Here is a 24,014-nt window from a genome sequence, read left to right on the forward strand (position 1 = left end):
CAGATGCTTTTTTTAATACTCTTCGCGGTCGAAACCATAATCTTGCAAATAATGTTCTTTATCACGCCAATTTTTTTGAACTTTCACCCAAACTTCCAAGAAGACTTTGGAGCCAAGTAAACGCTCAATTTCTTTTCTAGCTCGCATACCAATTTGTTTTAGCATTTGTCCTTGTTTACCAATGATAATTCCTTTTTGCGTACTTCTTTCCACAATAATGGTCGCATTGATCGTAAGTTTTTCTGTTTTAGGATTTTTCTCAATCCCCTCAATAACTACAGCCACCGAATGCGGCACTTCTTCTCGTGTTAATTGTAAAACTTGTTCACGAATAAGTTCAGATATGATGAAACGCTCGGGATGATCCGTAATTTGATCTTTTGGATAATACATTGGTCCGACTTCTAAATTAGCGTTTGTTTGCTCTAATAAGTTAGGTACATTGTTTCCTTGAAGTGCTGAAATAGGAATGATTTCATCAAATTCCATTAAATCACGGTACTGTTCAATCAATTTGAATAAGTCTTCTGGAGCGATTAAATCAATTTTGTTAATCAATAAAAAGACTGGGGTTTGTACATTTTTCAGTTTTTCAATGATAAATTCATCTCCGCGACCGAATCCAGTAGAAGCATCGATTACGAAATAAATTAAGTCTACTTCTTGAAAAGTATTTAATGCGATTTTTACCATGAAATCGCCTAGTTTATGTTTTGGTTTATGTATACCTGGTGTATCAATAAAAATAATTTGTGACTCGTCTGTAGTATAAACTCCTTGCACTTTATTTCTAGTTGTTTGAGCTTTATCACTCATAATGGCGATTTTTTGGCCAATGATGTGGTTTAATAAAGTTGATTTCCCAACGTTAGGTCGCCCAACTATAGCTACAAATCCTGATTTAAATGGTTCACTCATAACATATCCTCCGATGTGAATGCGCCTGGTAAAAGTTCTTTCACTGTTACCGTCGCTGTTTTTCCTTTTAAGTTTGTTAGAATTACTGGCATATCTGGTGCACAAAATTCACTGATTACTTGTCTACATGCTCCGCAAGGCGAAACTGGTCCATCTGTATCAGCTACGACAACTAGCTGTTTAAAGTCACGTTTTCCTTCTGATACAGCTTTAAAAATAGCCGTTCGTTCCGCGCAATTCGTTAAGCCAAAAGATGCATTTTCAATATTACAACCAAGTACAACCTCGTCATCTGACGTAACAAGAGCTGCTCCTACTGGGAATTTCGAGTAAGGAACATACGCAAATTCTCTTGCTTGTTTAGCGAGTGAGATAAAATTATTTTCTTTCATTTACCAAGTCACAATCCCTTCTTTTTATAAAAACATCTGGCAAAAGTATGGTATGAATATAATTAGGCCAATAAAGCTTGCTACAATTGCTGCTAAAAGTACCGCTCCAGCAGCTACATCCTTCGCTTTTTTCGCCTCATCAATGTATTGCTCTGTCGCCACATCTACCGCTCGTTCAATCGCCGTGTTTACCATCTCTAGCGTTAACACACCAAAAATAGAAAGGATTAATAAAATCCATTCAGATTTAGTTACATGAAAGAAAAAGCCACAGATGACAACAGCAAGTGCTGCAAAAGTATGAAATCGCATATTACGTTCTTCTAAAAAAGCAGTTTTTAGTCCAGTAAAAGCATGATGAAAAGATTCTGCGTAATTTTTACTACGTTTGTATTTTCTATCTTTCAAGTCCATAAGCATCCAACACTTCTTTTTGTAAGCCAAACATGACTTTCTCTTCGTCCGGCTCCATATGATCATACCCCAGCAAGTGCAGCAATCCATGAACTGCTAAGAAACCTAATTCTCTTGCTTTTGTATGTCCGTAATCTTTGGCTTGCTCTTCTGCTTTTTCAGTCGAAATAATAATATCACCAAGCATGCGAGGCGTTTCTAAATCAAATTCGCCCCAATCTATTTCCGTTTCCCCGTCACCCATTTCTTCTAGTGCGAACGAAATAACATCTGTCGCTTGATCTTTGTCACGATATTCACGGTTAATCTCACGAATGCCTTCGTTCGTTGTAAAAGTAAGTGAGAGCTCTGTGCCTTGTTCGATTTTTAAATATTCCGCAGCAAATTGTAAAATATTTTCAACTAGCTGTTTATCTTCTTCAGGTAATTTCTTAGTTTCATCTAATAAATCAATTTCTAAGACCGTCATCTTTTCCCCTCCTATTTCAATCTTTGTCATCAGGATATTGAATTCGTTGATGATATATTCCATTTAATGTGGCGATTAATGTATCACGAATGACTTTGATTTCTTGAATCGTAATATCACATTCTGTAAATTGCCCATCAAGGAAACGATCTTTAATGATTCCATCAATAATTTCTGTTATTTTTGCCATTGTTGGCTCTGTTGAGGAACGAACAGCAGCTTCTACGCTATCCGATATGTTAATAATGGCAATTTCTTTTGTTTGTGGCTTCGGACCACTGTAACGATAGTCTGCCTCTTTTACATCGGGATTTGTTTCTTTTGCTTTAAAATAGAAATATTTAAGCAATGTAGTCCCGTGATGTTGCAGTGCAATATCAATAATCGGTTGTGGCATATGATTTTCTTTTAAAATCTCTGCCCCGTCTTTCGTATGCGAGAGAATTATATCACGACTTTGTTCTGGTGTCAGCCTATCGTGAGGATTAATTCCCTGTAATTGATTTTCTACAAAATAAGGAGGTCTTAGTGTTTTCCCAATATCATGGTAAAAACAGCCAACACGAACAAGTAAACTATTGGCTCCGATTTGATCAGCACAAGCTTCTGCTAAATTGGCTACCATCATACTATGATGATACGTACCAGGAGCTTTCATTAATATTTTCTTCAATAATGGATGGTTTGGATTGGCTAGCTCGACCAAACGACTCGTTGTTAATAAACCAAAAATCGTTTCGAATAACGGAATAACTCCAACCCCAAGAATAAACGCACCAAATCCACCTAAAAAGGCATATCCAAGCGCCATTAGTGTAGAAACTTGCAGTAATGTGCTGTTATTTATTAATAATAAAAGTAACACGTACACCATATTAATCAAACCGACCATAAAGCCAGAAAACATAATGGCTGAACGTCTACTATAGTCGCGCAACACAACCACACTTGTCGCCCCACTCAATAAGATGAAAATAGTTATGCCACTTGTCGCATCATTTTGAAATGTTAACAAGCTAGTTACAGCAATAAAGATGACGCTTAAAAAGGCATATTTCTCATTAAGCAAGATTTTGAGAATCATCGGTGCAAAGGCGGCTGGGAATAAGAACGCAATATTCGAGATGTTTTGCGTTTCTAAGAATAGAATAATTAATAACATGAATAAAGAAACAAGATAAACCGAGGAAAAAATAAGCATTGTTTGCATTTTTTTCGCTTTAGGTTGAGATTGTTTTTTCGTGTAAAGAAACAGGATTGCTGCTAAAGCAATAATGAAAATAGCAAATCCAGCATACTGTTTTACAGGCATTTTTTGATCAAGTAAATGTAACATTTTTAATTGACGATAGGTTTCTCTATCAACGATTTGACCTTCTTGAACAATAACTTGGCCTTGTAAAATTTTTACAGGAACAACGGATTGTGCAGCTTCTTTACGCCGTGCGTCTGTTTGTTCTTCATCATAGATTTCATTAGGTACAATAGCATAGGAAACTAAAGCTTTGGAGACATTTTTGTAGTAAGCTGGTATCGCTGAAAGTTCAATATCATCACGAGCTCTAATTTTTACTGAATTTAAGTTTTCATCCCGGATTTTATTTTCCATGGATTTTGCGACTTCTGTTGTGACAACATCTTCCATAACATTAAAATCTTTACTTTTCGCCTCGATTAATGTAGTGAAAACTTCATCAGATATGTTAGAAGTTATTTTTTCGGATACATTGCTAGATAATTTGTCTTTTAAGCTTTTTAGTTTGTCTTCGGTGGTCGTTGGCGCAGGAGCAGGTTTATTTTCTTTTTTTGCTTTTTCTTTATTTTTATTATCGTTTTCTCGGGCTTCTGCATTTACTTCATTTACATAGGCGAATAAACTTTGGATAAGTGCTACTCGATTTTGACCAGTTTCACGATTGTAGACATACACATCTTCTACGGCATCGCTTGCTTTGGTCCTTTCTTCTTTCGTTTTCTCTGTATCTTCCACCGTTTGAGGTGAACGAATTGTTTTTTCAGCCACTTGGAATAGTTTAACATTGTAAGATTCCGGTTTCGTCATTTGGCAAACGAGAAAATAAGCTACAACTGCAAAGCAAACAAGGAGCAGCGGAAAAAGGTATTTCTTTCCACTTTCGATGTACCAATCTCTCCATTTCTTGGCTAGTTTCACATCTTTGTCTCCTCTCTAATTTTGTTTCCCTTCATAAGCTTTAATAATTTCAGCAACGAGTGGGTGTCTGACTACATCATGATGTTCAAAGTAAACAAAACCGATATCTTTTACATCTTTTAAAACTTGTTCTGCATTGACAAGACCGCTAGTTGCACCTTTGGGTAAGTCAATTTGTGTCATATCTCCATTAACAATCATTTTGGAGTCATAACCAAGTCGTGTTAAAAACATTTTCATTTGGGCAATAGTTGTATTTTGCGCTTCATCTAAAATGACAAAAGCATGATCAAGTGTACGACCTCTCATATAAGCCAGAGGAGCTATTTCAATGACGCCTCGGTCCATTAACCTTGTTGTATGCTCCGTACCGAAAATGTCGTATAATGCGTCGTATACAGGACGCAAATAAGGATCTACTTTTTCTTTTAAATCACCAGGTAAAAAACCTAAGCTTTCCCCAGCTTCAACGGCAGGTCTTGTTAAAATGATTTTGCTCACATTTCCTTTTTTCCATGCGTCTACTGCCATGACAACTGCCAGATATGTTTTACCTGTACCTGCTGGACCAACGCCGAAAACGATGTCGTGTTTTTTGATCATTTGAATGTAGGTTCGTTGTCCGAATGTTTTAGGTCTAATAGGCATTCCTTTTGCGTTTTTCGTAATTTCTTCTTCAAATAAAGTATGGAAGTAAATAAGCGTGCCGTTTCTTTGCATTTTTACTGCTTGAGCGATATCTCGACCGTCTATGTGAATGCCTCGTTTTACGGTTAGAATAAGTTCATTTAAAACGGCAGTCGTATGCTGCACAGGTTCTTCTTCGCCTGTAATCGATAGTGACTCTCCCCGAGTAATGATTTTCACTTGAAGCAACTCTTCTAAAAGTTCGATATTTTTATTATTATTGCCGAATAAATCTTGAATATTGGTGTCATCAGATAATTCGACTATTTCATTAAATTCATTTAGCATTGGCTAACCCCTTCACCTTTTATAAGTGCCTTGATTAGTTATATTATACACGAAATTGCCTTGCTTGAAAAACGAAGCGATAGAAGTGATGCAATTCAAGTGAAAATGAACGTAAAAAAACAGGATTTCCTCCATAAAATAGGAAGTAATCCTGTTTCTTAACGTTTCAAAACTAGTTTGAATTAGTTTATGAGAGATATTTTTTTACGAATTGGTTAACAGCACCGCCGTCAGCTTTGCCTTTAACTTTAGGCATAATCGCAGACATTACTTTGCCGAAATCAGCTTTACTAGATGCGCCAACTTCTTCGATAGTTGCTTTCACAATGTTCTCAAGCTCTTCAGGAGTCAGTTGTTTAGGAGCATAGTCCTCTACAATGACAATCTCGGAACGGACTTTATCAGAAAGGTCGCTACGTCCAGCTTTGTCAAACTCTGCTAGAGAATCTCTGCGTTGTTTGAGTTCACGGGAAATCACGGTTACTTCATCATCCGGAGTAAGATCTTTCACACCTTGGTGAATTGCTTCGTTTTGTAAAGCTGCTTTTAACATACGAATAACGGAAAGTTTTTCTTTCTCTTTATCGCGCATCGCTTGTTTCATATCTTCATTTAACTTGTCAAGCAGTGTCAACGAAATCATCGCCTTTTAATTAGAATTTGCGTTTTCTTGCTGCTTCGGATTTTTTCTTACGTTTTACGCTTGGTTTTTCATAAAATTCGCGCTTTCTGGATTCTTGCAAAGTTCCACTTTTGGAAACAGTACGTTTAAAGCGACGAAGAGCATCTTCAAGCGATTCGTTTTTACGAACTACTGTTTTTGACATCTCTCTTTCCCTCCCTCCGGCACTTACATGCACTCACTTAAATCCTTCATTTAAGTTCCAGAATAGGACATAACGGAAAATAAATTATGAATTATTCTGAAGTAATGCAGATAAGCATTCACTCATTAAAAATTATATACGAAACATCGGGCATCGTCAACATGAAATCGTTAACTTTCGCATAAAACTTTGAAATGTTAACGATTTTTATTTTTGTAAAGGTCAAAATAGAAAGAAGCAGCTGATAATACATAGAGCGGAGCAGTTTCTGTTCTTAAAATTCTTGGGCCGAGTCCGGCAAGTTTTGCGTTTGCTTCTTGAAGAAGTAATAGCTCTTTTTCACTAATGCCGCCCTCTGGTCCAAAAATACACAAAACAGACTGTCCAGGTTTCATTGTTTGAAATAAGCTAGCAAGTGCACTATCTTCGCCTTCTCGGGCGCTCTCTTCATACGCGGCGATAACATAGTCATAGTGAACACGGTCAAACATTAATTCCTTGAAACTAGCAGCATAATGAACTTCTGGAATGACAGTTCGGTGCGATTGTTCAGCCGCTTCTTGCGCAATTTTTTGAAGGCGCTCGATTTTTTTGATAACTTTTTTATCATCCCATTTCACCACAGATCGTTCGGCTTTATATGGGATGAATTTATGTGCACCAAGTTCTGTACTTTTTTGAATGATGAGTTCTAGTTTGTCGCCTTTCGGTAGGCCACTTGCAATAGTGATTTCAACAGGCAACTCGGTATCTTCTTCTAGCCATTTCACTAGACTTAATAATACCTCTTCTTCATGTATTGCTGTAATAGCCGCGATGCATGTTTTTTTGCTCGGAAAAACAACGAAAACTTGATCGGATTCTTTCATTCGCATAACACGAGTAATATGATGGAAGTTTTCTCCGGCAATGGTCAGCATATCGTTGTCATTCTCTAGCTCAGTTGTTACAAAATAACGCTGCATTTACTCCACTCCTCGTTTGGAAATAATCGCAACCCAGTCTCCTTGTTGCTCGATTTTTTCGATAATAAGTCCAGCGTTTTTAAGTGCTTCTTCGACTAATTTTGCTTTATCTTCAATAATTCCAGAAGCAATGAAAATTCCGCCTGGTTTGAGTGCTTTATAAACATCCTCTGGGAAAAGTAAAATCACTTCTGCTAAAATGTTTGCGACAACAATATCTACATTTATTTTGTTAATGTCTTGAAGTAGATTATTTTGTTTTACGGTAATAATATGTTCTGTTTTATTTAAAGTAATATTTTCTTCTGCTGCACGAGTGGCAATTTCATCAAGATCTGTCGCTAAAATGGATTTAGCTCCTAGTTTGGCACTGGCGATGCTTAAGACACCAGAACCCGTGCCAACGTCAATGACTTCATCCCCTTGTTGTAAATAATCACTTAGCGCGCGGATACAAAGTTGTGTTGTCGGATGAGTACCTGTACCGAAAGCCATTCCTGGATCTAGCTCAATGATTATTTCGTTAGCAGATGGTGTATATGATTCCCAACTTGGTACAATCGTGATTCGATCAGTGATTTGAACTGGGTGATAGTACTTCTTCCACGCGGTAGCCCACTCCTCATCGTCCACATCATTAACGACAAATTGGAACTTACCTAGTGGAATATCAAAAGTGCTGAGATGTTTCAATGTTTGTTCGATTTCTGGAATTTGCTCGACAAATTCGGTTGTTTTTAAGAAGTAAGCTTTAATGATAACGCCATCTTCAGGATAATCTTCTCGTCTAAGCGCATAAATTTCTCCAAATTTATCTTCTCGTTCACGTAAAAAGTCAGCTACATCTTCAATGGATACTCCTGCTGCACCAAATTCTGTTAAAACATTCGCAACTGGCTCCACTGCTTCATTCGTTGTATGGACTTCTACCTCTGACCATTCCATTTTTCAACACTCCTTTAGTATGTAGAAAAGGTCGATGGTTGCTTCTTGCACAACTATCGACCTCTACGTTCATCAATCGCCTTTAAAAGCTCGTTTCATTTTGTCAAAAAATCCAGATGTTTGTTCGTCTACTTTGTCTCCAGTAGTGGAAGCAAATTCTCGCAAGATTTCTTTTTGTTTATCATCTAGTTTTTTCGGAACAATTACTTTGACGATTACGTGTTGATCGCCTGTTCCGTTTCCACGAAGATGCGGAACACCTTTGCCACGTAAGCGGAACGTCGTTCCAGTTTGAGTGCCACTTGGAATTTTCAAACGAACTTTCCCGTGAACAGTTGGTACGTCAATTTCATCACCTAATGTAGCTTGTACGAATGTGATTGGGACTTCTACATAAATATCGTCTGCTTCACGTTCGAAAAATTCATCTGGAATCACGACAAATACGACATATAAATCGCCGTTAGGTCCACCGTTAATACCAGCTTCCCCTTCGCCAGACACGCGCATTTGTTGTCCATCATTCACACCAGCCGGAACTTTCACTTTGATTTTTTTCGTTTTAGTTACGCGGCCTTTACCATGACAAGTTGGACATTTTTCTTTGATTTCTTTACCTGTACCATTACAGTATTGACATGTGCGTTTATTGACTACGCGACCAAATGGGGTATTTTGTTCCACGTTAATAGAACCTTTACCACCACAATGGCTACATTTTTCAGGTGTTGTCCCTGGTTTTGCGCCGGAACCATGACATGTGTCACAGTTTTCTTCACGAGGAATTTCGATTTCCGCATCTTTACCAAAAACCGCTTCTTTGAATTTAAGACGCATTGTATATTGTAAATCGCTACCTTGTCTTGGCGCATTTGGATCTTGTTGACGTCCACCGCCACCGAAGAACGTGTCAAAAATATCTTCAAATCCGGAGAATCCGCCTCCGCCAAAGCCACCACCTGCACCGCCGCCGAAACCTTGGTTTGGATCTACGTGTCCATATTGATCATATTGTGCACGTTTTTGTTGGTCACTTAATACTTCATAAGCCTCTGATATTTCTTTGAATTTTTCATCAGCGCCTGCTTCTTTATTTATGTCCGGATGATACTGTTTGGACAGTTTCCGGTAAGCTTTTTTTATTTCGTCCGCTGAGGCGCTTTTGGAAATACCAAGCACTTCATAGTAATCTCGTTTTGCCATCCGCCATCACTCCTGTCCATGATAGATTTTTATAGTCCTAACGTATTGTAACATTTGAAAGAGATGTTGTAAAAACTTTATTTCAGATAAAAAGCCAAAGCCACAGTAGACTTTGACTCATTATCTTTACGTTCTAGAAAGATTATTTGTTTTCTTTGTCGTCGTCATTTACTTCTTCAAACTCAGCATCTACTACATCGTCATTTTGAGGAGCTTCTTGACCTTCTGCGCCGCCAGCTGCTTGTTGTTCTGCTGCAGCTTGTTCGTATAATTTAACAGATAGGTTTTGAACAATTTCATTTAAGCTTTCTGTTTTTTCTTTGATAGCTTCGAAATCTTCCCCTTTAAGCGCTTCTTGTAGTTCGTCGCGAGCAGCTTCTGCTTTTTTCACTTCTTCTTCTTCCACTTTGCCTTCTAGTTCTTTCAATGTTTTATCTACAGTGAATACTAGTTGGTCAGCATTGTTGCGAAGTTCTGCGTTTTCTTTGTTCTTTTTATCTTCTTCAGCATTAGCTTCTGCATCTTGAACCATTTTTTCGATTTCTTCGTCTGTTAAACCTGAAGAAGATTTAATAACGATGTTTTGTTCTTTACCAGTTCCAAGGTCTTTCGCGCGAACTGTTACGATACCATTTTTGTCGATATCAAATGATACTTCGATTTGAGGGATTCCACGTGGTGCTGCTGGAATGTCTGCTAATTGGAATCGACCTAATGTTTTGTTGTCTTTTGCCATTGGACGTTCCCCTTGAAGTACATGGATATCTACAGCTGGTTGGTTGTCAGCTGCTGTAGAGAAAGTTTGTGATTTAGATGTTGGGATAGTTGTATTACGTTCGATTAATGTAGTCATAACGCCACCCATTGTTTCGATACCAAGGGATAATGGAGTTACGTCAAGTAACACAACGTCTTTTACATCACCAGTGATTACGCCACCTTGAATCGCAGCACCCATTGCTACAACTTCATCTGGGTTTACACCTTTATGAGGTTCTTTGCCTAATTCTTTTTTGATTGTTTCTTGAACTGCAGGAATACGTGTAGATCCACCAACTAAAATAACTTGGTCAATATCGCTTGCAGAAAGGTTCGCATCTTTTAAAGCTTGACGTGTTGGCGCAATAGTACGCTCAACTAAGTCATGTGTTAATTCATCAAATTTAGCACGAGTAAGGGTTACTTCTAAGTGAAGTGGACCAGCTTCTCCAGCTGTGATAAATGGTAAGGAGATTTGTGTGCTTGTTACGCCAGAAAGATCTTTTTTCGCTTTTTCAGCAGCATCTTTCAAACGTTGAAGCGCCATTTTATCTTGGCTTAAATCAATACCATTGTCTTTTTTGAATTCTGCTACTAGATAGTCGATGATTTTTTTATCGAAGTCATCTCCACCTAATTCGTTGTCGCCGGCAGTAGAATGTACTTCGAATACGCCGTCACCTAATTCAAGGATAGATACGTCAAACGTACCACCACCAAGGTCAAATACTAGGATTGTTTGGTCTGTTTCTGTTTTATCCATACCGTAAGCCAGTGCTGCCGCTGTTGGTTCGTTAATAATACGTTCTACTTCAAGACCAGCGATTTTACCAGCGTCTTTTGTTGCTTGACGTTGCGCATCGTTGAAGTAAGCTGGAACTGTGATAACTGCTTTATCTACTGTTTCACCAAGATAATCTTCTGCATAACTTTTTAGATATTGCAAAATGATTGCACTAATTTCTTGTGGAGAATAATCTTTTCCTTCGATTGTTTCTTTATAGTTAGTACCCATATGACGTTTAATGGAACTAATTGTATTTGGGTTTGTGATTGCAGCACGTTTCGCTACTTCACCTACTTGGCGTTCGCCATTTTTGAAACCAACGACAGAAGGTGTTGTACGTGCGCCTTCTGGGTTAGGGATGATTTTTGCTTCTCCGCCTTCTAATACTGCTACTGCAGAGTTTGTTGTTCCTAAGTCAATACCGATAATTTTGCTCATTGTTATTTCCTCCTGTTATTCAGTAATTATTTTTTATTGATTTACTTTTACCATAGATGGGCGTATAACCCGGTCTTTAAGTTTGTAGCCTTTTTGAAGTTCCGCAGTGATTTCATTGCTTCCTGCATTTTCATCACTATCTTGCATAACGGCTTGATGGAAATTCGGATCAAATTGTTCGCCGACAGCCGGAATAACTTCAATACCTTCTTTTTCAAAAGCAACAAGGATTTGGTTGTATACCATTTCCATTCCTTTTAAAATTTGTTTCACTTCTTCTTGATCAGAAGTCGTTGCAAGTGCTTTTTCAAAGCTATCTAGTGCAGGAAGTAAATCTTGCGCTAAACTTTGCGAACGATATTTCTGACTAGCATCACGGTCTGCGATATGTCTTTTTTTCACATTTTCGAAGTCCGCTTGCATACGAAGGTAGCGATTTTCTACTTCATCGAGTTTGTTTTCAAGCTCTAAGATTTTTGCTTGTTCTTCTGTTAAAGTGTCAGCCGGAGCCTCTTCTTCAACCGTTTCTTCTGATTCATCTAAAATGTTTAATTCTTCTTGTTCCATTTCATCAGCAAGTTTTTCTTTTTTGTTCTTTTTTTCAGACACTTTAGCCACCTCCTGAAAAAACGTATGCTTTTTCAGCCTTCCTAATTTTGGTTATCACGATAAAGTTTGGTTAACACATCGGTTAAATCTCGGCTCATCACATCAACGAGTCCCATCATTCTGCTGTATTCCATTCTTGTAGGTCCTAGGAGCACAATACCACCAACGCGTTCGCCAGCAATATTATACGTTGCTGTAATGATACTACAATCTTCCATTAGACTATTATTGTTTTCTCGGCCTATTTTCACTTGAAGGCCATTGGGAATATCCCTAAACAATTCATACACATCTTGTTCTTCTTCCATCAAATGAAGCATCTCACGGACTTTATTAATGTCATGAAATTCCGGTTGATTCAAAATATTCGTTTTCCCACCAAAATACACTTTTTGTTGACTTGCTTGAGCAAAAGAATCGGAAAATACATGCATAAAGCTTTCGTAATTTCTAACATGCTTCCCAAGTAGTTCCTTTACTTCCATTGGTATTTGTACTTTTAAATCATCAAGCGAAAGTCCTACTAGCCGTTCATTTAGGATGTTGACCATTCGTTCAATATCGGAGAGCGTTGTGCCCTCAGGTATTGTCACTAAATGGTTGTCCACATGCCCTTGATCAGTAATTAATATGAGCATTGCTTGAAAATTATTTATTGGTACAAATCTAAAGCCACTCAAATGATTTTTCGTCGCTTCAGGGCCAAGCAAGATGGACGTGTAATTGGTTAAATCGGATAACATTAATGCTGAATTTTGGATAAGTCCTTCCATTTCGTAGTAATTCTCTGAAAAGAAGGATTGAATCATTTGCCTGTCGGATTTATCTAGCTTTTTGGGCTGGAGTAAATAATCGACATAGAAGCGATATCCTTTCTCTGATGGGACTCGTCCCGAGGAAGAATGCGTCTTTTCAATAAAGCCATATTCTTCGAGAACACCCATTTCGTTACGGATAGTCGCGGAACTATAGGGCAAACCTTTTTCTTTCAGCAAATTCTTTGATCCAACCGGCTGAATAGTCCAAGTGAAATGATCGATGATGGCACGGAAAATCAAAAGTTGTCTTTCTGTTAACATAGCAATCACCTCTTTTAGCACTCAATAACGTCAAGTGCTAAATACAAGTATAAATTTACCAAACAATTCCACCTTAGTCAACCGAAAACACTCGATTTCAGACTAAAGTAGGATTGTTTGGTCAAAAAAGGTCAAATAGTGCGGTTTTAGAGAAATTCTTGGAAAACATTATTTCCTAAAAATCTTCCGCTTCTTGTAAGTGCCACATTTTCTTCGTTATTTTCGAGCCAGCCTTTTGCAGTTGTTTTTTGAATCGCATTCATAAACGTTGCATCTAAATCTTGACCGAATTTCTGCTTGAAATGGTGTTTATTTACACCTTCCACTTTTCTAAGCCCTAAAAACATTTCTTCTTCCATTTTTTCTTTTAATGTGAGCTCTTTTTGTTGGAAAGTTGGGAGTATATTTTTTTGGAGTGGTTCCATGTATTTTTTGATTGGTCCGAAATTGCTATAACGTGTATTGCCAACATAGCCATGTGCTCCGGCGCCAAATCCGTAGTAATGTTCATTGCTCCAATAAGTGATATTGTGTTTACTCTGAAATCCTTCTTTAGCAAAATTACTAATTTCATATTGTTTACGGCCGTGTTTTTCCATTTCGTTGAGAAGTAAATCGTACATATTTGCCTCGGCATCTTGACTAGGTAAGAAAAGCTTTCCTTTTTGCATAAGGTTATAAAAAATCGTTTTTGGTTCGATGATTAATGAATAGGCGGAGTAATGCGGTAAATCAAGGTCAAGTGCTTGTTTTAAAGTATCTTGAAAATCTGCTTCTGTTTGCCCTGGTAAGCTAAAGATTAAATCAATACTCACATTCTCAAATCCGATTTTGCGCATATTTTCGACAGATTGATAAACATCTTTTACAGTATGAATGCGACCAATTTTTTTGAGAAGCTCATTGTTGAAGCTTTGAACACCCATGCTAATACGATTAACACCGTGATCTTGCATGGCTTGTAGTTTAGATAGCGAAAGATCTCCTGGATTGGCTTCAAAGGAAAATTCGATATTTTTTTTGAGCGGTAAAGTATTATGGATGGCTGTGCAAAGTCTCGCAATTTGCGATTCGTTCAGGGTTGTAGGCGTTCCCCCACCGACAAATACCGTGTCGACTGGCGCTATTGGGTCTTTTGCAGCAGTTAATTCCATTTCTTTAATTAGTAAATCTACGTATTCGTCGACCGGTTGTCCTTCTAGGAATACTTTATTAAAATCGCAGTAATAGCAAATATGTTCGCAAAACGGAATATGGATATATACCGCGGAACTTTCATTACTCGATTGGTTCGTATTTATCATTTTTATCAATTCCTTGCACTTAAAATTTGCTTCGTTGTCCATTAGTCAGTTTAACATATTTTCCAGTGCTTTTGTGCAGGATTCGCTTTTAATCTAATAAACCATACGATTGGTTGTTTGAAAAATATGGGACCGCTACAAATCCGCATATATATTGATTATTGTATAGAAGGCTCCATTTCAATTGAAGTGGGTAAATAGTTACTCTTAAATCACTGAACCGCTGTTTCAGAAGATTTAAACAGACAATCGGAAAGAAGTCGATATTCAAATAGCGAAGCATTCGTCTCCTGATGCAGTAAAAAGCAATCCGTATAATATATAAAAAGTTGTGCCGTAAACATTTCTGCTCACAGCACAACTTTTTATTATTTGGATTCGTCCATTTTCAAGATTGCCATGAAGGCTTCTTGCGGTACTTCCACAGAACCGATTTGTTTCATTCGTTTTTTACCTTCTTTTTGTTTCTCTAAGAGTTTTCGTTTACGAGATACGTCCCCGCCATAACATTTAGCAAGTACGTTTTTGCGTAGTGCTTTAATAGTAGAACGAGAAACAATTTTCGTTGCAATTGCTGCTTGAATAGGCACTTCAAACTGTTGTCTTGGAATAAGTTCTTTTAATTTCTCAACAATGATTTTTCCACGTTCGTAGGCAAAATCACGGTGAACGATAAAGCTAAGTGCATCCACTTTTTCCGCATTTAAAAGAATATCCATTTTCACAAGTTTGGAAGCTTTATAGCCAATTAATTCATAATCAAAGGATGCATAACCTTTTGTCGATGATTTCAATTGGTCGAAAAAGTCGTATACGATTTCGGATAATGGGATTTCGTACACAATACTTACGCGAATATCATCTAAGTACTCCATTGTAATGAAGTTTCCACGTTTGTTTTGTGCTAGCTCCATCACTGCACCTACATAATCATTTGGAACCATCACAGTTGCTTTTACATATGGCTCTTCCACGCTTTCAATAACACCAGGTTCCGGCATTTCAGCAGGATTATCAACCACGATGTTGGAACCATCTGTTAAGTTTACATGATATATAACACTTGGAGCAGTGGTAATTAAATCAATATTAAATTCACGTTCGATTCGCTCTTGAATGATTTCCATATGTAGCAATCCTAAGAAACCACAACGGAAACCGAATCCTAATGCTTGAGAAGTTTCCGCTTCAAATTGAAGAGCGGAGTCATTAAGTTCTAGTTTTTCTAAAGCATCACGAAGATCATTATATTTAGAGGAGTCAATTGGATATAGACCACAATAAACCATTGGATTTAATTTACGGTAACCATCCAGTGCTTCTTCTGCCGGATTATTTGCAAGTGTAATCGTATCACCTACTCGTGTATCTCCAACATTCTTGATCGCAGCTGTTAAGTAACCAACATCCCCAACAAGTAATTCGTCACGTGGGGTTGCCTTTGGTGAGAATACGCCCACCTCCGTTACTTCGAATTCTTTGCCATTGGACATCATTTTAATTCGATCGCCTGCTTTTACAACACCATCCATGATACGGATATTAGCAATAACACCTCGATATGCATCAAAAACAGAGTCGAAAATGAGCGCTTTTAGTGGTTTATTTACATCACCAGACGGCTCGGGAACTTTTTCGACAATTTGCTCTAGAATGTCTTCAATACCAATACCAGATTTGGCAGAAGCAAGTACAGCGTCAGAAGCATCTAAACCAATTACATCTTCAATTTCTTCGCGGACTCTTTCTGGATCGGCCGCTGGTAAATCGATTTTGTTAATGACTGGCAAAATTTCTAAATCGTTGTCTAGTGCTAAATAAACATTAGCAAGTGTTTGTGCTTCAATTCCTTGTGCAGCGTCTACAACAAGGATTGCTCCTTCACATGCAGCTAAACTTCTTGATACTTCATAGGTGAAATCGACATGTCCAGGCGTATCAATCAGGTGGAAAATATACGTTTCCCCATCTTTTGCTTTATATTTTAATTGTACAGCATTTAATTTTATGGTTATCCCGCGTTCGCGTTCTAAATCCATCGAATCTAGTAGCTGATTTTTCATTTCACGATGCGTCAAAGCACCCGTTTGTTCTAAAATCCGATCAGCGAGTGTAGATTTACCATGATCTATGTGCGCGATAATCGAAAAGTTTCTAATTTTCTTTTGTCTTGCATTCATTTCTTCTTTGTTCATTTCCCCAGCTCCTGATTAGAACTCATCGCATAAATCCGATGGCAAGCTATCCTTGATTATATCAGTAGAACGCTTAACATTCAATGACTTCTTTCTTAAATACAGATAAATTTAAAATAAAATAGAAAGTATTATTGCAATATGGCTGTGATTTCGGTATAATAGCATTTGTTCTGATATAATTTAAAAAGGTATGTTATATGAAATAAATACTACCTCATTAGTTTGGACGGAGGTGAATGGAATGCCAAATATTAAATCTGCAATTAAACGTGTAAAAACTGCTGAAACTCGCAACAGCCGTAATGCATCTCAACGTTCTGCAATGCGTACTGCTATCAAAAAATTTGACGAAGCAGCTGCAAACAACGCGGACAACGCGAAGGATCTTTACGTAGAAGCATCGAAAAAATTAGATAGCGCTGTGAGCAAAGGATTGATTCACAAAAACAATGCTGCTCGCAACAAATCTCGCTTAGCTGCTAAATTAGCTAAATAATACCGAGTTCGGTATAAAACATCACACCTTGTGTGGTGTTTTTTGTTTGTAAAAATAGCTTTGTCTCAAATGACAAAGCTATTTTTTATACTCTCTTTTGTCGATTATCCTGTAATTCGAATAAGAACCATTCGAGTTTCTGTTCTTTATCACCGTAACCTGTTTTCATTTCCAAGTCTATTTCAGCTAATCGTTTTAAAGCTTGATTTAATTGTAATTCTGTGAAATTCTTCGCTTGTTTTGATGCTAACTTAACACGGAATGGATGCACTTTTAGTTTAGTCGCAGCTTGTTGTTGGGAGTAACCTTGTTGTTCTAAAAGCTTTAATTGGTTTAACAACCTGAATTGACTAGAAATTAATGCCAGTATCTTGATAGGCTCTTCTTTTTGTTTTAATAAGTCGTAATAAATCCGAAGCGCCCCACCAATATCCATCGCAATCATTTTATCAAGCAACAAGAAAATATTTTGTTCTAGTGAGCGGACAACTAAAGACTCTACATCTTGAATGGTAATTTCTTTGGAATCGAAACAATAAAGCATTAATTTTTGCAGTTCATTCATGGCCGTAGTTAACTGACCACTAGTTAATTCTATCAGTCGAGTAATAGCCTCTTGTGACATTTGCATATTGTTCTCGCTTAATTTTGCCTCAATCCATTTTTTTAACTCGTTCTCATTAGGTCGTTTAGCCTCTATAACTGTAGCCGTTTTCTTGAGTAATTTAGTAAGTTTTTTACGCTCATCTAACTTTTCTACCCGTGCCACAAAGCATAATACTGAATAATCAACTGGTTCATTAAGGTAAGCCTCTAATTTTGCCGTATCATGTTCCACTTTGTTTTTACTTTTTTCCGTTGTTAAAAAAAGTGGATTATTGGCCATTACTAAACGTTTATCACCGAAAAAAGGCATACTTTCTGCTTCTTGAACAACCACTTCTATTGGCATTTCTTCTAAATCTAAATTGGCGTAGTTAAATTCTACTTCTTCGCCTTCCAAAATATTATCTATTAAAAGTTGCTTCGTTTCATTAATAATATAATCTTCTGTACCGATGATCAAATACACCGGTGTTATTTTTTTGGAGCGTATCTGTTTCCATTCTGGCAGCATTCATTTCGCCTCGCTTCACTCTTATTTCTCTTTCTATGGTAAAACATGAAATAAGAGATAGCAAGTTTTATTTCAAAGTCGCTTCAAAGCCTTTTCCAAAAGTATAAATTATTTCGCCTTGTACATCTGTTCGTAAAATTGTTACTCCTGCCGTTTCTAGCGTATTGATAGTTTCTGCGTGTGGATGACCGAAACGATTGTTTAATCCGCATGAAATAATTGCAAAAGTTGGGTTCACTTTTTGAATAAATTCTTTAGAACTAGAGGTTTTACTACCATGATGCCCTACTTTCAAAATATCAGCTTGGATAGGTTGTTCTGATATGCTCTTTTCTCCGTTCGCCTCTAAATCACCAGTAAAAAGCCATATTTTACCATCTAATACTGCCTTTAATACAATAGAGTCATCATTTCCTCCTTCACCTGCTTTATTGGGATATAGGCACTCGAATCTATTTTCGCCAATTTGCCAGTTGGCCCCAGCCAAAATAATTGTCTGTTTCACTTTCGGCATAGCATCGAGGGCTTCTTTCATGATGGGTTTATTTTCTGCACCTTTAGCATAAATAAGTTCGTTAATAGTAATGTTTTTCTGTAAATCATCAAGCCCTTCCATGTGGTCAGCATCACTATGTGTAATAATTACTTTATCTAATCTATTAATTCCTTTTGATTTTAAAACTGGGGTAAGTGTACTTCCGCCTATTGTAAATGGTTTTCTTTTCTTAGCCCACGCTTCTTTTTCAAATGGAAGTTGGCCTCCAGTATCTATTAAATAATTTCCTTGCTTGTATGGTAGTTGAATTAAAATGCTATCTCCTTGTCCCACGTCTATAAAACTAACTTTTCCGCTAAGATTAAAACTAGCTAAATAACATAAGAAACAAAAACAAATGAATATCCCTAAAGGAAACTTTTTCTTTTGCCACTGGTTGAAAAAGATGATGATAGTTATAATGATTAGCACTAGTATAACGGGTTTTGGCCTTCCTGTTACAATAGTCTGATGCGGAATCTTGGCAAAAATGTAAGTTAACTTTTCTACCAATTGTATAAGAAATGTAAGCATTGCTTCAGGAAAATGAAGTATTTCTGTTGAAAAAAAGGATAACACAAATACAGTTAGGCAACCTGGCAAAATGATAATCGTGAAAATAGGTACATAAATTAAATTAAAGAATATTCCTATCCATGAAAATGAATAAAAATGATACATCATAACAGCGGAAGACATGATGGTTGAAATGAAGGAAATAGCAAGTGACTTAGTAAATGCGTTCTGCTGTTTCGTTAGTATATGCCTTGACGATAAAATAATTCCAAACGATACTGCATAAGATAGTTGAAAACCCACTTCTTTCATAACGTACGGTTGTAAGAGGAAAAACAAAATAAAGGACAAACAAATGGCAGAAAATGAACTCCATTTAGTAGTATATTTTTCTGACAATAAAAGTAACGCTGTCATTGTAGCAGCTCGTATGACTGGCGGATTTGCTCCTGTAAGGATAACGTAAAATGGTAAGAAAACAAGCAGACAAGTGATGGCTCGCTCACGTGTAATGCCGAATTTTAGTAGGAGGAAATAGATGGCCCCTATTAATAAATTCACGTGAAGACCTGAGATAGCTAGCAAATGAACAACACCCATTTGTTGATAAACTTCATACATTTCGGGGGAAAAACCGTTTTTTTCTCCACTAATTAATGCGAGACAATAAGGAGAAATAGTTGGAGCTATTTTTTCGGTTAAATGGGTAATTATTTTCAAACGTATATTTTGAATTCTCATTAGGAAGGATGGTGAGAATTGATTGGAAATAGCAAGATTACTCGCTCGAAGTATATAGTGTACATTTTGGTTCTTTAGATAAGTTTGGTAATTGAATTGATTTTGGTTACGATTGGCGGAAGGTGTTTCTACATTTGCAGAAATAGAAATAAACTGTCCGTAATGGAGCTTTTTTAGTTTTTGTTGTTCCTCTTCTGTTGTAATTTTATAACTCAATTGGAATTTTTCTTTTTCGCAGCGTACAAAAGCTTGAAAATTATCACCATCGATTTTTAAATTATCTATAATTTGACAGCTTCCGCTATATTCAGTCGCTGTAAAAGAAGAAGTATTGGATTTTTCTATTATAAACAAAAAACTAAAGGTTAGAAGGTAAATGAGGACAAAAAGAAGAAGAATTTTGGATTTTTTAATAAAAGCGATTAAACCGAGCAAACAAATACATATGGGAACGATAGAGCTTGTAAAATTCGCACAAACAATAGCTAAAACAATAATAGCTAAATATCGCTCGATAACGTTCCCTCCCTATTTAGTTTAATTTCTCTGAGATGCTTTGATAAAGTTGTTCTGCTTTTTCTGGATCGATATTTACTTCCACTGCTGTTTCTTTTACTAAAGTATGCATTTTTTCCCCGTTCCAATTGTTTACTTGAAGAACAGATTCATCAAATTCGACTTTTTGTAATTCAACACCAGCAATGTTAAATAATTCTAGAGCGTACGGATGGTTTTTGTAGTCTTTAGCAAAATACACTTTCTTTATGCCTGCTTGGATAATAGATTTTGTACAAGCAAGGCAGGGGAAATGTGTGACATATAATTCGGCCTTATCTGTTGTGGCACCAAATTTGGCACATTGTAAGATTGCGTTCATCTCTGCATGTATTGTTCGGATGCAGTGACCATCTACAACATAACAGCCGTGTTCTGCACAATGATCGCCACCAGCGATGGACCCATTATAGCCGCCTGCAATAATACGTTTATCTCGAACTATTGTCGCACCTACCATTAGGCGTGTACACGTGCTCCTTGATGATATTAGATGACTTTGTGCCATAAAAAACTGATCCCATGCGATTCTTTGCACATTAAAAACTCCCTTATGATTTGATAAATATTAGTATAGGTGTTTAGAAGGAAGTTCGTCAACCACTTTTATTAATTAACATCCAAATATTCTTTTAATTTCTCTACTGTTTTTTCGCCGATGCCTGAAACGTTTTTTAAATCCTCTATTGTTTGGAATAAGCCTTCTTTTTCTCGGTGTTCTATTATTGCTGTAGCTTTTGACTCTCCAATTCCTGGGACTTGTTGTAAATCATCCTTCGTTGCACTGTTAAGATTGATTTTCGCAGAACCGGTACTTGCTTCTTCTGTGTTAGCTCCTTGTGTTGCTGGACCTTCTTCTCCCTTCTTATAAACATAGATACTCATCTCGTCTTTTAGTTTTTCAGCTAAGTTCAATTTACTGCTATCGGCTTCAGCTATGAGCCCTCCTGCAATTTTCACCACATCTTGCACTCTAGCATCCATTGGCAGTTTATACACACCAGGGGTCCTTACTGCTCCTTTAATGTCAATGTAAACTTCATTTGATAATTTTGTTTCTTCTTTTTTTGGTTTTTCTTCTTTCGTCACTGCATGATTGGCAGTTACAGCATCAGATTTACCATCTGGTATCCAAATGTAAACGAGTCCAGCACAAAGAATAGCAATACCTATTAAGATATAATGCTTGTATTTTCTCAGTAGCTCTATCATCTATATCACCGTCCTTAATATACTATTCGCCGTACAAGTGCAAATTCCTTTTTCACGACTCCAGGTAAAAATGACATAAAAAAAGAAAGTAATGATGAAAAATTACTTTCTTGCTACGAAAAAGATTCTTTCGCTCGTATTATTGGGTTTTTCATGACTGAAATCAGCATAAATATCAATTTTCGTAAAACCATATTTTTTTAACAAATTTTCATAAGTAGCGATTGGATAGGTCCGCTCTTTATGAAGTTCATCCACACGGTTATATGTATCATCTTCGTCTAAAATATAGAAGGTAAGTTCATGTTCGACGGAATGTGGATGTTCGCCAGGAAATGAATTCCAAATCGTCGAAATCTCTTCATCGCTATCTCCATAAGAATAATTTTTAAAGCCTTGCTCTATTTTAAAGACAGAATGTACGTCAAATAAAAATAAACCATTTGGTTCTAAATGCGCTGAAACTGCTTGAATAGTAGCTTCAAGAGCTTGTTCTGTTTCCAAATAATTAAGTGAATCGCAGAAGCATGTAACTACATCAAACATTTGCTTTAATGCTAACTTGGACATATCTTGTTCTAAAATGGGCAAATTGATTTCGGCTGCCGCTACTTTTTCTTTAGCAACTGCTACCATTTCCTTTGATAAATCTACACCAGTAACCTGATGCCCAGAAAAGCTTAATCGTAGCGCAAATTCAGCCGTTCCACAAGCCAAATCAAGTACTTTTTTAGGCGTATCTCCAATAAAATCAGCAGAAAATTCTAGCCATTCATCATAAAGTTCAGAATCCATTAATCTATCATAGAATCCTGGAAAATATTCGTAACTCATAGTGATTTCTCCTTAAAAAAACAGACGAGAATTCCCCGCCTGTTCTGTTTTTATTATGAAATAAACGCAGCAGAAACGTCCACGAGTGGCGCATCTCCCCAGAGTTTTTCTAAGTTATAGTAAGAACGTTCTTCTTTATGGAACACGTGGATAATAACATCACCTAAGTCGATTAAAATCCATTGTGCCGCATCAAAACCTTCTAAACGTTTTACATCTACTTGGTTTTCTAAAGCTTTTTCTTTAATTTCACGAGCGATTGCTTGCACTTGTTTGTCTGAATTACCGTGACAGATTACAAAATAATCTGCAAAGCTTGATAACCCCTTCATGTCTAGTGCTAAAATATCCTCTGCTCTTTTATCATCTGCTGCCTTAGCGGTCAGCATTAATGTATCGTAACTGTTCAAATTATTAATAGTCTCCTTCCAAATTTAAATTAACAAAATAATTATAGGCATCCAGTGTATCTGGAAAAACCAGTTGTTGCTTTTTGACTAAGTGCGTAATCGTATTCGATAAAGCGAATAGCATTGCTTCGTCAAGAGATTTAAGTGCTAGTCTACGCGCCTTATACACGCCAGGAAATGTCCTTCCTTGTTCGGTGTAGTCGGCTAAATAAATAAGTTTATCGAAATCAGACATTGTAGCGCTTCCTGTCGTATGCAGGCGAATCGCTTCTAGTATTTCTGTATCCGTAATACCAAATTCTTTTTCTGCCAGATAGGCGCCAACTGGAGCGTGCCAAAGCGAACGATGAAACGCAAGCAAACGCGGATCATAACCCTCGTCCTCGATGATTTTTCTCGCTTTATCATCCTCATAGTACTTGGCATAATCATGTAGTAGTGCGGTAATTCTCGCCTTTTCTACATCCATATGATAATGTTCTGCAAGTTCTACTGCTGCTTTTTCTACGCCTAAAGTATGTTTAAATCGAGCATTAGGCATAGCTGCTTCTACTTTTTTTAGCACTTCATTTCTTTCCATAAAGTTGATGCTCCTTTATATATGACCATACTTTTTCTGGTAAAAAGGTGTTCGCGTTCTCAATATTATTTCTAATTTCCGTAGAAGAAATCGTCGTTTCTGGCATATTGATTTTAACGATATCATATGGAACTTCCGTCTGATATCGCGGGCGATTAACCCCAACGAATGTCACCATTTTTACTAAGTCATCTATATGATACCACTTTGGCAAATATTCTACCATGTCCCCGCCAATAATGAAATAAAAATCTGTATCTGGATGTTCGCTTATCATATCACGCATTGTGTCATACGTATAGGACTTTCCCGTACGCATGAGTTCACGTGTATCAATTTCAAAGGAATCTATATCTTCTATCATTAATTGAAGCATTTCTACACGCTCATCACTTGAAGCCATACCACTGATATGTTTATGCGGCGGGATTTTATTAGGTAGAAAAAGAATTTTCTCAAGTCCTAGTTGCTTCTTAGCCTCTTGTGCCATGCGGAGATGCGCTAAATGCGGCGGATCAAATGTTCCACCTAAGATGCCGATTTTATGTCTCATCGCAGGTTCC

The 24,014-nt window shown here is 37.1% G+C and carries 25 protein-coding genes; 1 reads left to right on the forward strand and 24 read right to left on the reverse strand.

Annotation, left to right across the window (positions count from 1 at the left end; all coding sequences use genetic code 11):
• Positions 1-12 precede the first annotated feature (12 nt).
• From era to lepA, 16 genes are all read right to left on the reverse strand, one after another.
• Positions 13-918, reverse strand: coding sequence for a GTPase Era (era, locus tag HRK21_RS13015; protein WP_069888797.1), 906 nt, complete (start codon positions 916-918; stop codon positions 13-15).
• Positions 915-1,310: a cytidine deaminase gene (locus HRK21_RS13020; RefSeq protein WP_070006682.1), complete on the reverse strand. Its 396-nt coding sequence runs from the start codon at positions 1,308-1,310 to the stop codon at positions 915-917. The genes era and HRK21_RS13020 overlap by 4 nt, the downstream gene beginning before the upstream one ends.
• Before the next feature lie 24 nt (positions 1,311-1,334).
• A complete protein-coding gene (locus tag HRK21_RS13025; protein WP_003727428.1) occupies positions 1,335-1,730 on the reverse strand; it encodes a diacylglycerol kinase family protein in 396 nt (131 codons plus the stop codon).
• The gene (ybeY, locus tag HRK21_RS13030) at positions 1,708-2,193 is read right to left on the reverse strand and encodes an rRNA maturation RNase YbeY (RefSeq protein ID WP_069888796.1); all 486 of its coding nucleotides are present in this window, start codon (positions 2,191-2,193) and stop codon (positions 1,708-1,710) included. Before ybeY ends, HRK21_RS13025 begins: the two co-directional genes overlap by 23 nt.
• A 16-nt stretch (positions 2,194-2,209) precedes the next feature.
• Positions 2,210-4,366, reverse strand: coding sequence for a cyclic-di-AMP phosphodiesterase PgpH (gene pgpH / locus HRK21_RS13035; protein ID WP_069888795.1), 2,157 nt, complete (start codon positions 4,364-4,366; stop codon positions 2,210-2,212).
• A 15-nt stretch (positions 4,367-4,381) separates the two neighbouring features.
• Entirely contained in the window at positions 4,382-5,341 is a 960-nt protein-coding gene (locus HRK21_RS13040) for a PhoH family protein (protein WP_069888794.1), read from the reverse strand.
• 187 nt (positions 5,342-5,528) lie between these two features.
• Positions 5,529-5,975, reverse strand: coding sequence for a GatB/YqeY domain-containing protein (locus HRK21_RS13045; protein WP_003736634.1), 447 nt, complete (start codon positions 5,973-5,975; stop codon positions 5,529-5,531).
• A 19-nt stretch (positions 5,976-5,994) separates the two neighbouring features.
• Positions 5,995-6,168 carry a 30S ribosomal protein S21 gene (gene rpsU / locus HRK21_RS13050; RefSeq protein WP_003719762.1) on the reverse strand — a complete coding sequence of 58 codons (174 nt, stop codon included), beginning with the start codon at positions 6,166-6,168 and terminating at the stop codon, positions 5,995-5,997.
• Between the two features lie 197 nt (positions 6,169-6,365).
• Positions 6,366-7,133 (reverse strand): 16S rRNA (uracil(1498)-N(3))-methyltransferase, encoded by a 768-nt coding sequence (locus HRK21_RS13055; RefSeq protein ID WP_003738960.1) that lies wholly within the window; start codon positions 7,131-7,133, stop codon positions 6,366-6,368.
• Complete coding sequence (gene prmA, locus HRK21_RS13060) at positions 7,134-8,078, reverse strand: 50S ribosomal protein L11 methyltransferase (RefSeq protein ID WP_070006683.1); 945 nt, start codon at positions 8,076-8,078, stop codon at positions 7,134-7,136.
• Between the two features lie 72 nt (positions 8,079-8,150).
• A complete protein-coding gene (dnaJ, locus tag HRK21_RS13065; RefSeq protein WP_070006684.1) occupies positions 8,151-9,281 on the reverse strand; it encodes a molecular chaperone DnaJ in 1,131 nt (376 codons plus the stop codon).
• Positions 9,282-9,423: 142 nt separating this feature from the next.
• On the reverse strand, positions 9,424-11,265 hold the full coding sequence (gene dnaK / locus HRK21_RS13070) for a molecular chaperone DnaK (protein ID WP_003730442.1): 1,842 nt from the start codon (positions 11,263-11,265) through the stop codon (positions 9,424-9,426).
• Positions 11,266-11,298: 33 nt separating this feature from the next.
• Positions 11,299-11,874: a nucleotide exchange factor GrpE gene (grpE, locus tag HRK21_RS13075; RefSeq protein WP_069888792.1), complete on the reverse strand. Its 576-nt coding sequence runs from the start codon at positions 11,872-11,874 to the stop codon at positions 11,299-11,301.
• A gap of 41 nt (positions 11,875-11,915) precedes the next feature.
• Positions 11,916-12,953 carry a heat-inducible transcriptional repressor HrcA gene (hrcA, locus tag HRK21_RS13080; protein WP_003738964.1) on the reverse strand — a complete coding sequence of 346 codons (1,038 nt, stop codon included), beginning with the start codon at positions 12,951-12,953 and terminating at the stop codon, positions 11,916-11,918.
• Between the two features lie 146 nt (positions 12,954-13,099).
• Positions 13,100-14,257, reverse strand: coding sequence for a radical SAM family heme chaperone HemW (gene hemW / locus HRK21_RS13085; protein WP_070006685.1), 1,158 nt, complete (start codon positions 14,255-14,257; stop codon positions 13,100-13,102).
• A gap of 368 nt (positions 14,258-14,625) precedes the next feature.
• Complete coding sequence (gene lepA / locus HRK21_RS13090; protein ID WP_003726525.1) at positions 14,626-16,452, reverse strand: translation elongation factor 4; 1,827 nt, start codon at positions 16,450-16,452, stop codon at positions 14,626-14,628.
• A gap of 244 nt (positions 16,453-16,696) precedes the next feature.
• Between lepA and rpsT the strand changes: the two genes are divergently transcribed.
• On the forward strand, positions 16,697-16,951 hold the full coding sequence (gene rpsT, locus HRK21_RS13095) for a 30S ribosomal protein S20 (RefSeq protein WP_003726526.1): 255 nt from the start codon (positions 16,697-16,699) through the stop codon (positions 16,949-16,951).
• 85 nt (positions 16,952-17,036) lie between these two features.
• Here the strand turns inward: rpsT and holA are convergent, their stop codons facing one another.
• From holA to HRK21_RS13135, 8 genes are all read right to left on the reverse strand, one after another.
• The gene (gene holA, locus HRK21_RS13100) at positions 17,037-18,068 is read right to left on the reverse strand and encodes a DNA polymerase III subunit delta (protein ID WP_070006686.1); all 1,032 of its coding nucleotides are present in this window, start codon (positions 18,066-18,068) and stop codon (positions 17,037-17,039) included.
• Positions 18,069-18,135: 67 nt separating this feature from the next.
• Positions 18,136-20,358: a DNA internalization-related competence protein ComEC/Rec2 gene (locus HRK21_RS13105; RefSeq protein ID WP_077952762.1), complete on the reverse strand. Its 2,223-nt coding sequence runs from the start codon at positions 20,356-20,358 to the stop codon at positions 18,136-18,138.
• Between the two features lie 34 nt (positions 20,359-20,392).
• Positions 20,393-20,953: a ComE operon protein 2 gene (locus HRK21_RS13110; protein ID WP_069888788.1), complete on the reverse strand. Its 561-nt coding sequence runs from the start codon at positions 20,951-20,953 to the stop codon at positions 20,393-20,395.
• A gap of 71 nt (positions 20,954-21,024) precedes the next feature.
• Positions 21,025-21,627, reverse strand: coding sequence for a helix-hairpin-helix domain-containing protein (locus tag HRK21_RS13115; RefSeq protein WP_070006688.1), 603 nt, complete (start codon positions 21,625-21,627; stop codon positions 21,025-21,027).
• Positions 21,628-21,729: 102 nt separating this feature from the next.
• Positions 21,730-22,461, reverse strand: a complete 732-nt coding sequence (locus HRK21_RS13120) for a class I SAM-dependent DNA methyltransferase (RefSeq protein WP_069888786.1) — start codon at positions 22,459-22,461, stop codon at positions 21,730-21,732.
• 53 nt (positions 22,462-22,514) lie between these two features.
• Positions 22,515-22,871 (reverse strand): ribosome silencing factor, encoded by a 357-nt coding sequence (rsfS, locus tag HRK21_RS13125; RefSeq protein ID WP_003721994.1) that lies wholly within the window; start codon positions 22,869-22,871, stop codon positions 22,515-22,517.
• 4 nt (positions 22,872-22,875) lie between these two features.
• On the reverse strand, positions 22,876-23,451 hold the full coding sequence (gene yqeK, locus HRK21_RS13130; RefSeq protein ID WP_003738971.1) for a bis(5'-nucleosyl)-tetraphosphatase (symmetrical) YqeK: 576 nt from the start codon (positions 23,449-23,451) through the stop codon (positions 22,876-22,878).
• A complete protein-coding gene (locus HRK21_RS13135) occupies positions 23,438-24,004 on the reverse strand; it encodes a nicotinate-nucleotide adenylyltransferase (protein ID WP_070006689.1) in 567 nt (188 codons plus the stop codon). Before HRK21_RS13135 ends, yqeK begins: the two co-directional genes overlap by 14 nt.
• Positions 24,005-24,014 lie beyond the last annotated feature (10 nt).

It is taken from the genome of Listeria monocytogenes (assembly GCF_013282665.1).
In the GTDB taxonomy this organism is placed as follows: Bacteria; Bacillota; Bacilli; order Lactobacillales; family Listeriaceae; genus Listeria; species Listeria monocytogenes_C.

Bases quoted from the DNA above. Each gene is read 5' to 3' on its own strand.
- era (WP_069888797.1), bottom strand. From the start codon at position 918: ATGAGTGAACCATTTAAATCAGGATTTGTAGCTATAGTTGGGCGACCT.
- HRK21_RS13020 (WP_070006682.1), bottom strand. From the start codon at position 1,310: ATGAAAGAAAATAATTTTATCTCACTCGCTAAACAAGCAAGAGAATTT.
- HRK21_RS13025 (WP_003727428.1), bottom strand. From the start codon at position 1,730: ATGCTTATGGACTTGAAAGATAGAAAATACAAACGTAGTAAAAATTAC.
- ybeY (WP_069888796.1), bottom strand. From the start codon at position 2,193: ATGACGGTCTTAGAAATTGATTTATTAGATGAAACTAAGAAATTACCT.
- HRK21_RS13040 (WP_069888794.1), bottom strand. From the start codon at position 5,341: ATGCTAAATGAATTTAATGAAATAGTCGAATTATCTGATGACACCAAT.
- rpsU (WP_003719762.1), bottom strand. From the start codon at position 6,168: ATGTCAAAAACAGTAGTTCGTAAAAACGAATCGCTTGAAGATGCTCTT.
- HRK21_RS13055 (WP_003738960.1), bottom strand. From the start codon at position 7,133: ATGCAGCGTTATTTTGTAACAACTGAGCTAGAGAATGACAACGATATG.
- prmA (WP_070006683.1), bottom strand. From the start codon at position 8,078: ATGGAATGGTCAGAGGTAGAAGTCCATACAACGAATGAAGCAGTGGAG.
- dnaJ (WP_070006684.1), bottom strand. From the start codon at position 9,281: ATGGCAAAACGAGATTACTATGAAGTGCTTGGTATTTCCAAAAGCGCC.
- dnaK (WP_003730442.1), bottom strand. From the start codon at position 11,265: ATGAGCAAAATTATCGGTATTGACTTAGGAACAACAAACTCTGCAGTA.
- hrcA (WP_003738964.1), bottom strand. From the start codon at position 12,953: ATGTTAACAGAAAGACAACTTTTGATTTTCCGTGCCATCATCGATCAT.
- hemW (WP_070006685.1), bottom strand. From the start codon at position 14,257: ATGATAAATACGAACCAATCGAGTAATGAAAGTTCCGCGGTATATATC.
- lepA (WP_003726525.1), bottom strand. From the start codon at position 16,452: ATGAACAAAGAAGAAATGAATGCAAGACAAAAGAAAATTAGAAACTTT.
- rpsT (WP_003726526.1), top strand. From the start codon at position 16,697: ATGCCAAATATTAAATCTGCAATTAAACGTGTAAAAACTGCTGAAACT.
- holA (WP_070006686.1), bottom strand. From the start codon at position 18,068: ATGCTGCCAGAATGGAAACAGATACGCTCCAAAAAAATAACACCGGTG.
- HRK21_RS13115 (WP_070006688.1), bottom strand. From the start codon at position 21,627: ATGATAGAGCTACTGAGAAAATACAAGCATTATATCTTAATAGGTATT.
- HRK21_RS13120 (WP_069888786.1), bottom strand. From the start codon at position 22,461: ATGAGTTACGAATATTTTCCAGGATTCTATGATAGATTAATGGATTCT.
- yqeK (WP_003738971.1), bottom strand. From the start codon at position 23,451: ATGGAAAGAAATGAAGTGCTAAAAAAAGTAGAAGCAGCTATGCCTAAT.
- HRK21_RS13135 (WP_070006689.1), bottom strand. From the start codon at position 24,004: ATGAGACATAAAATCGGCATCTTAGGTGGAACATTTGATCCGCCGCAT.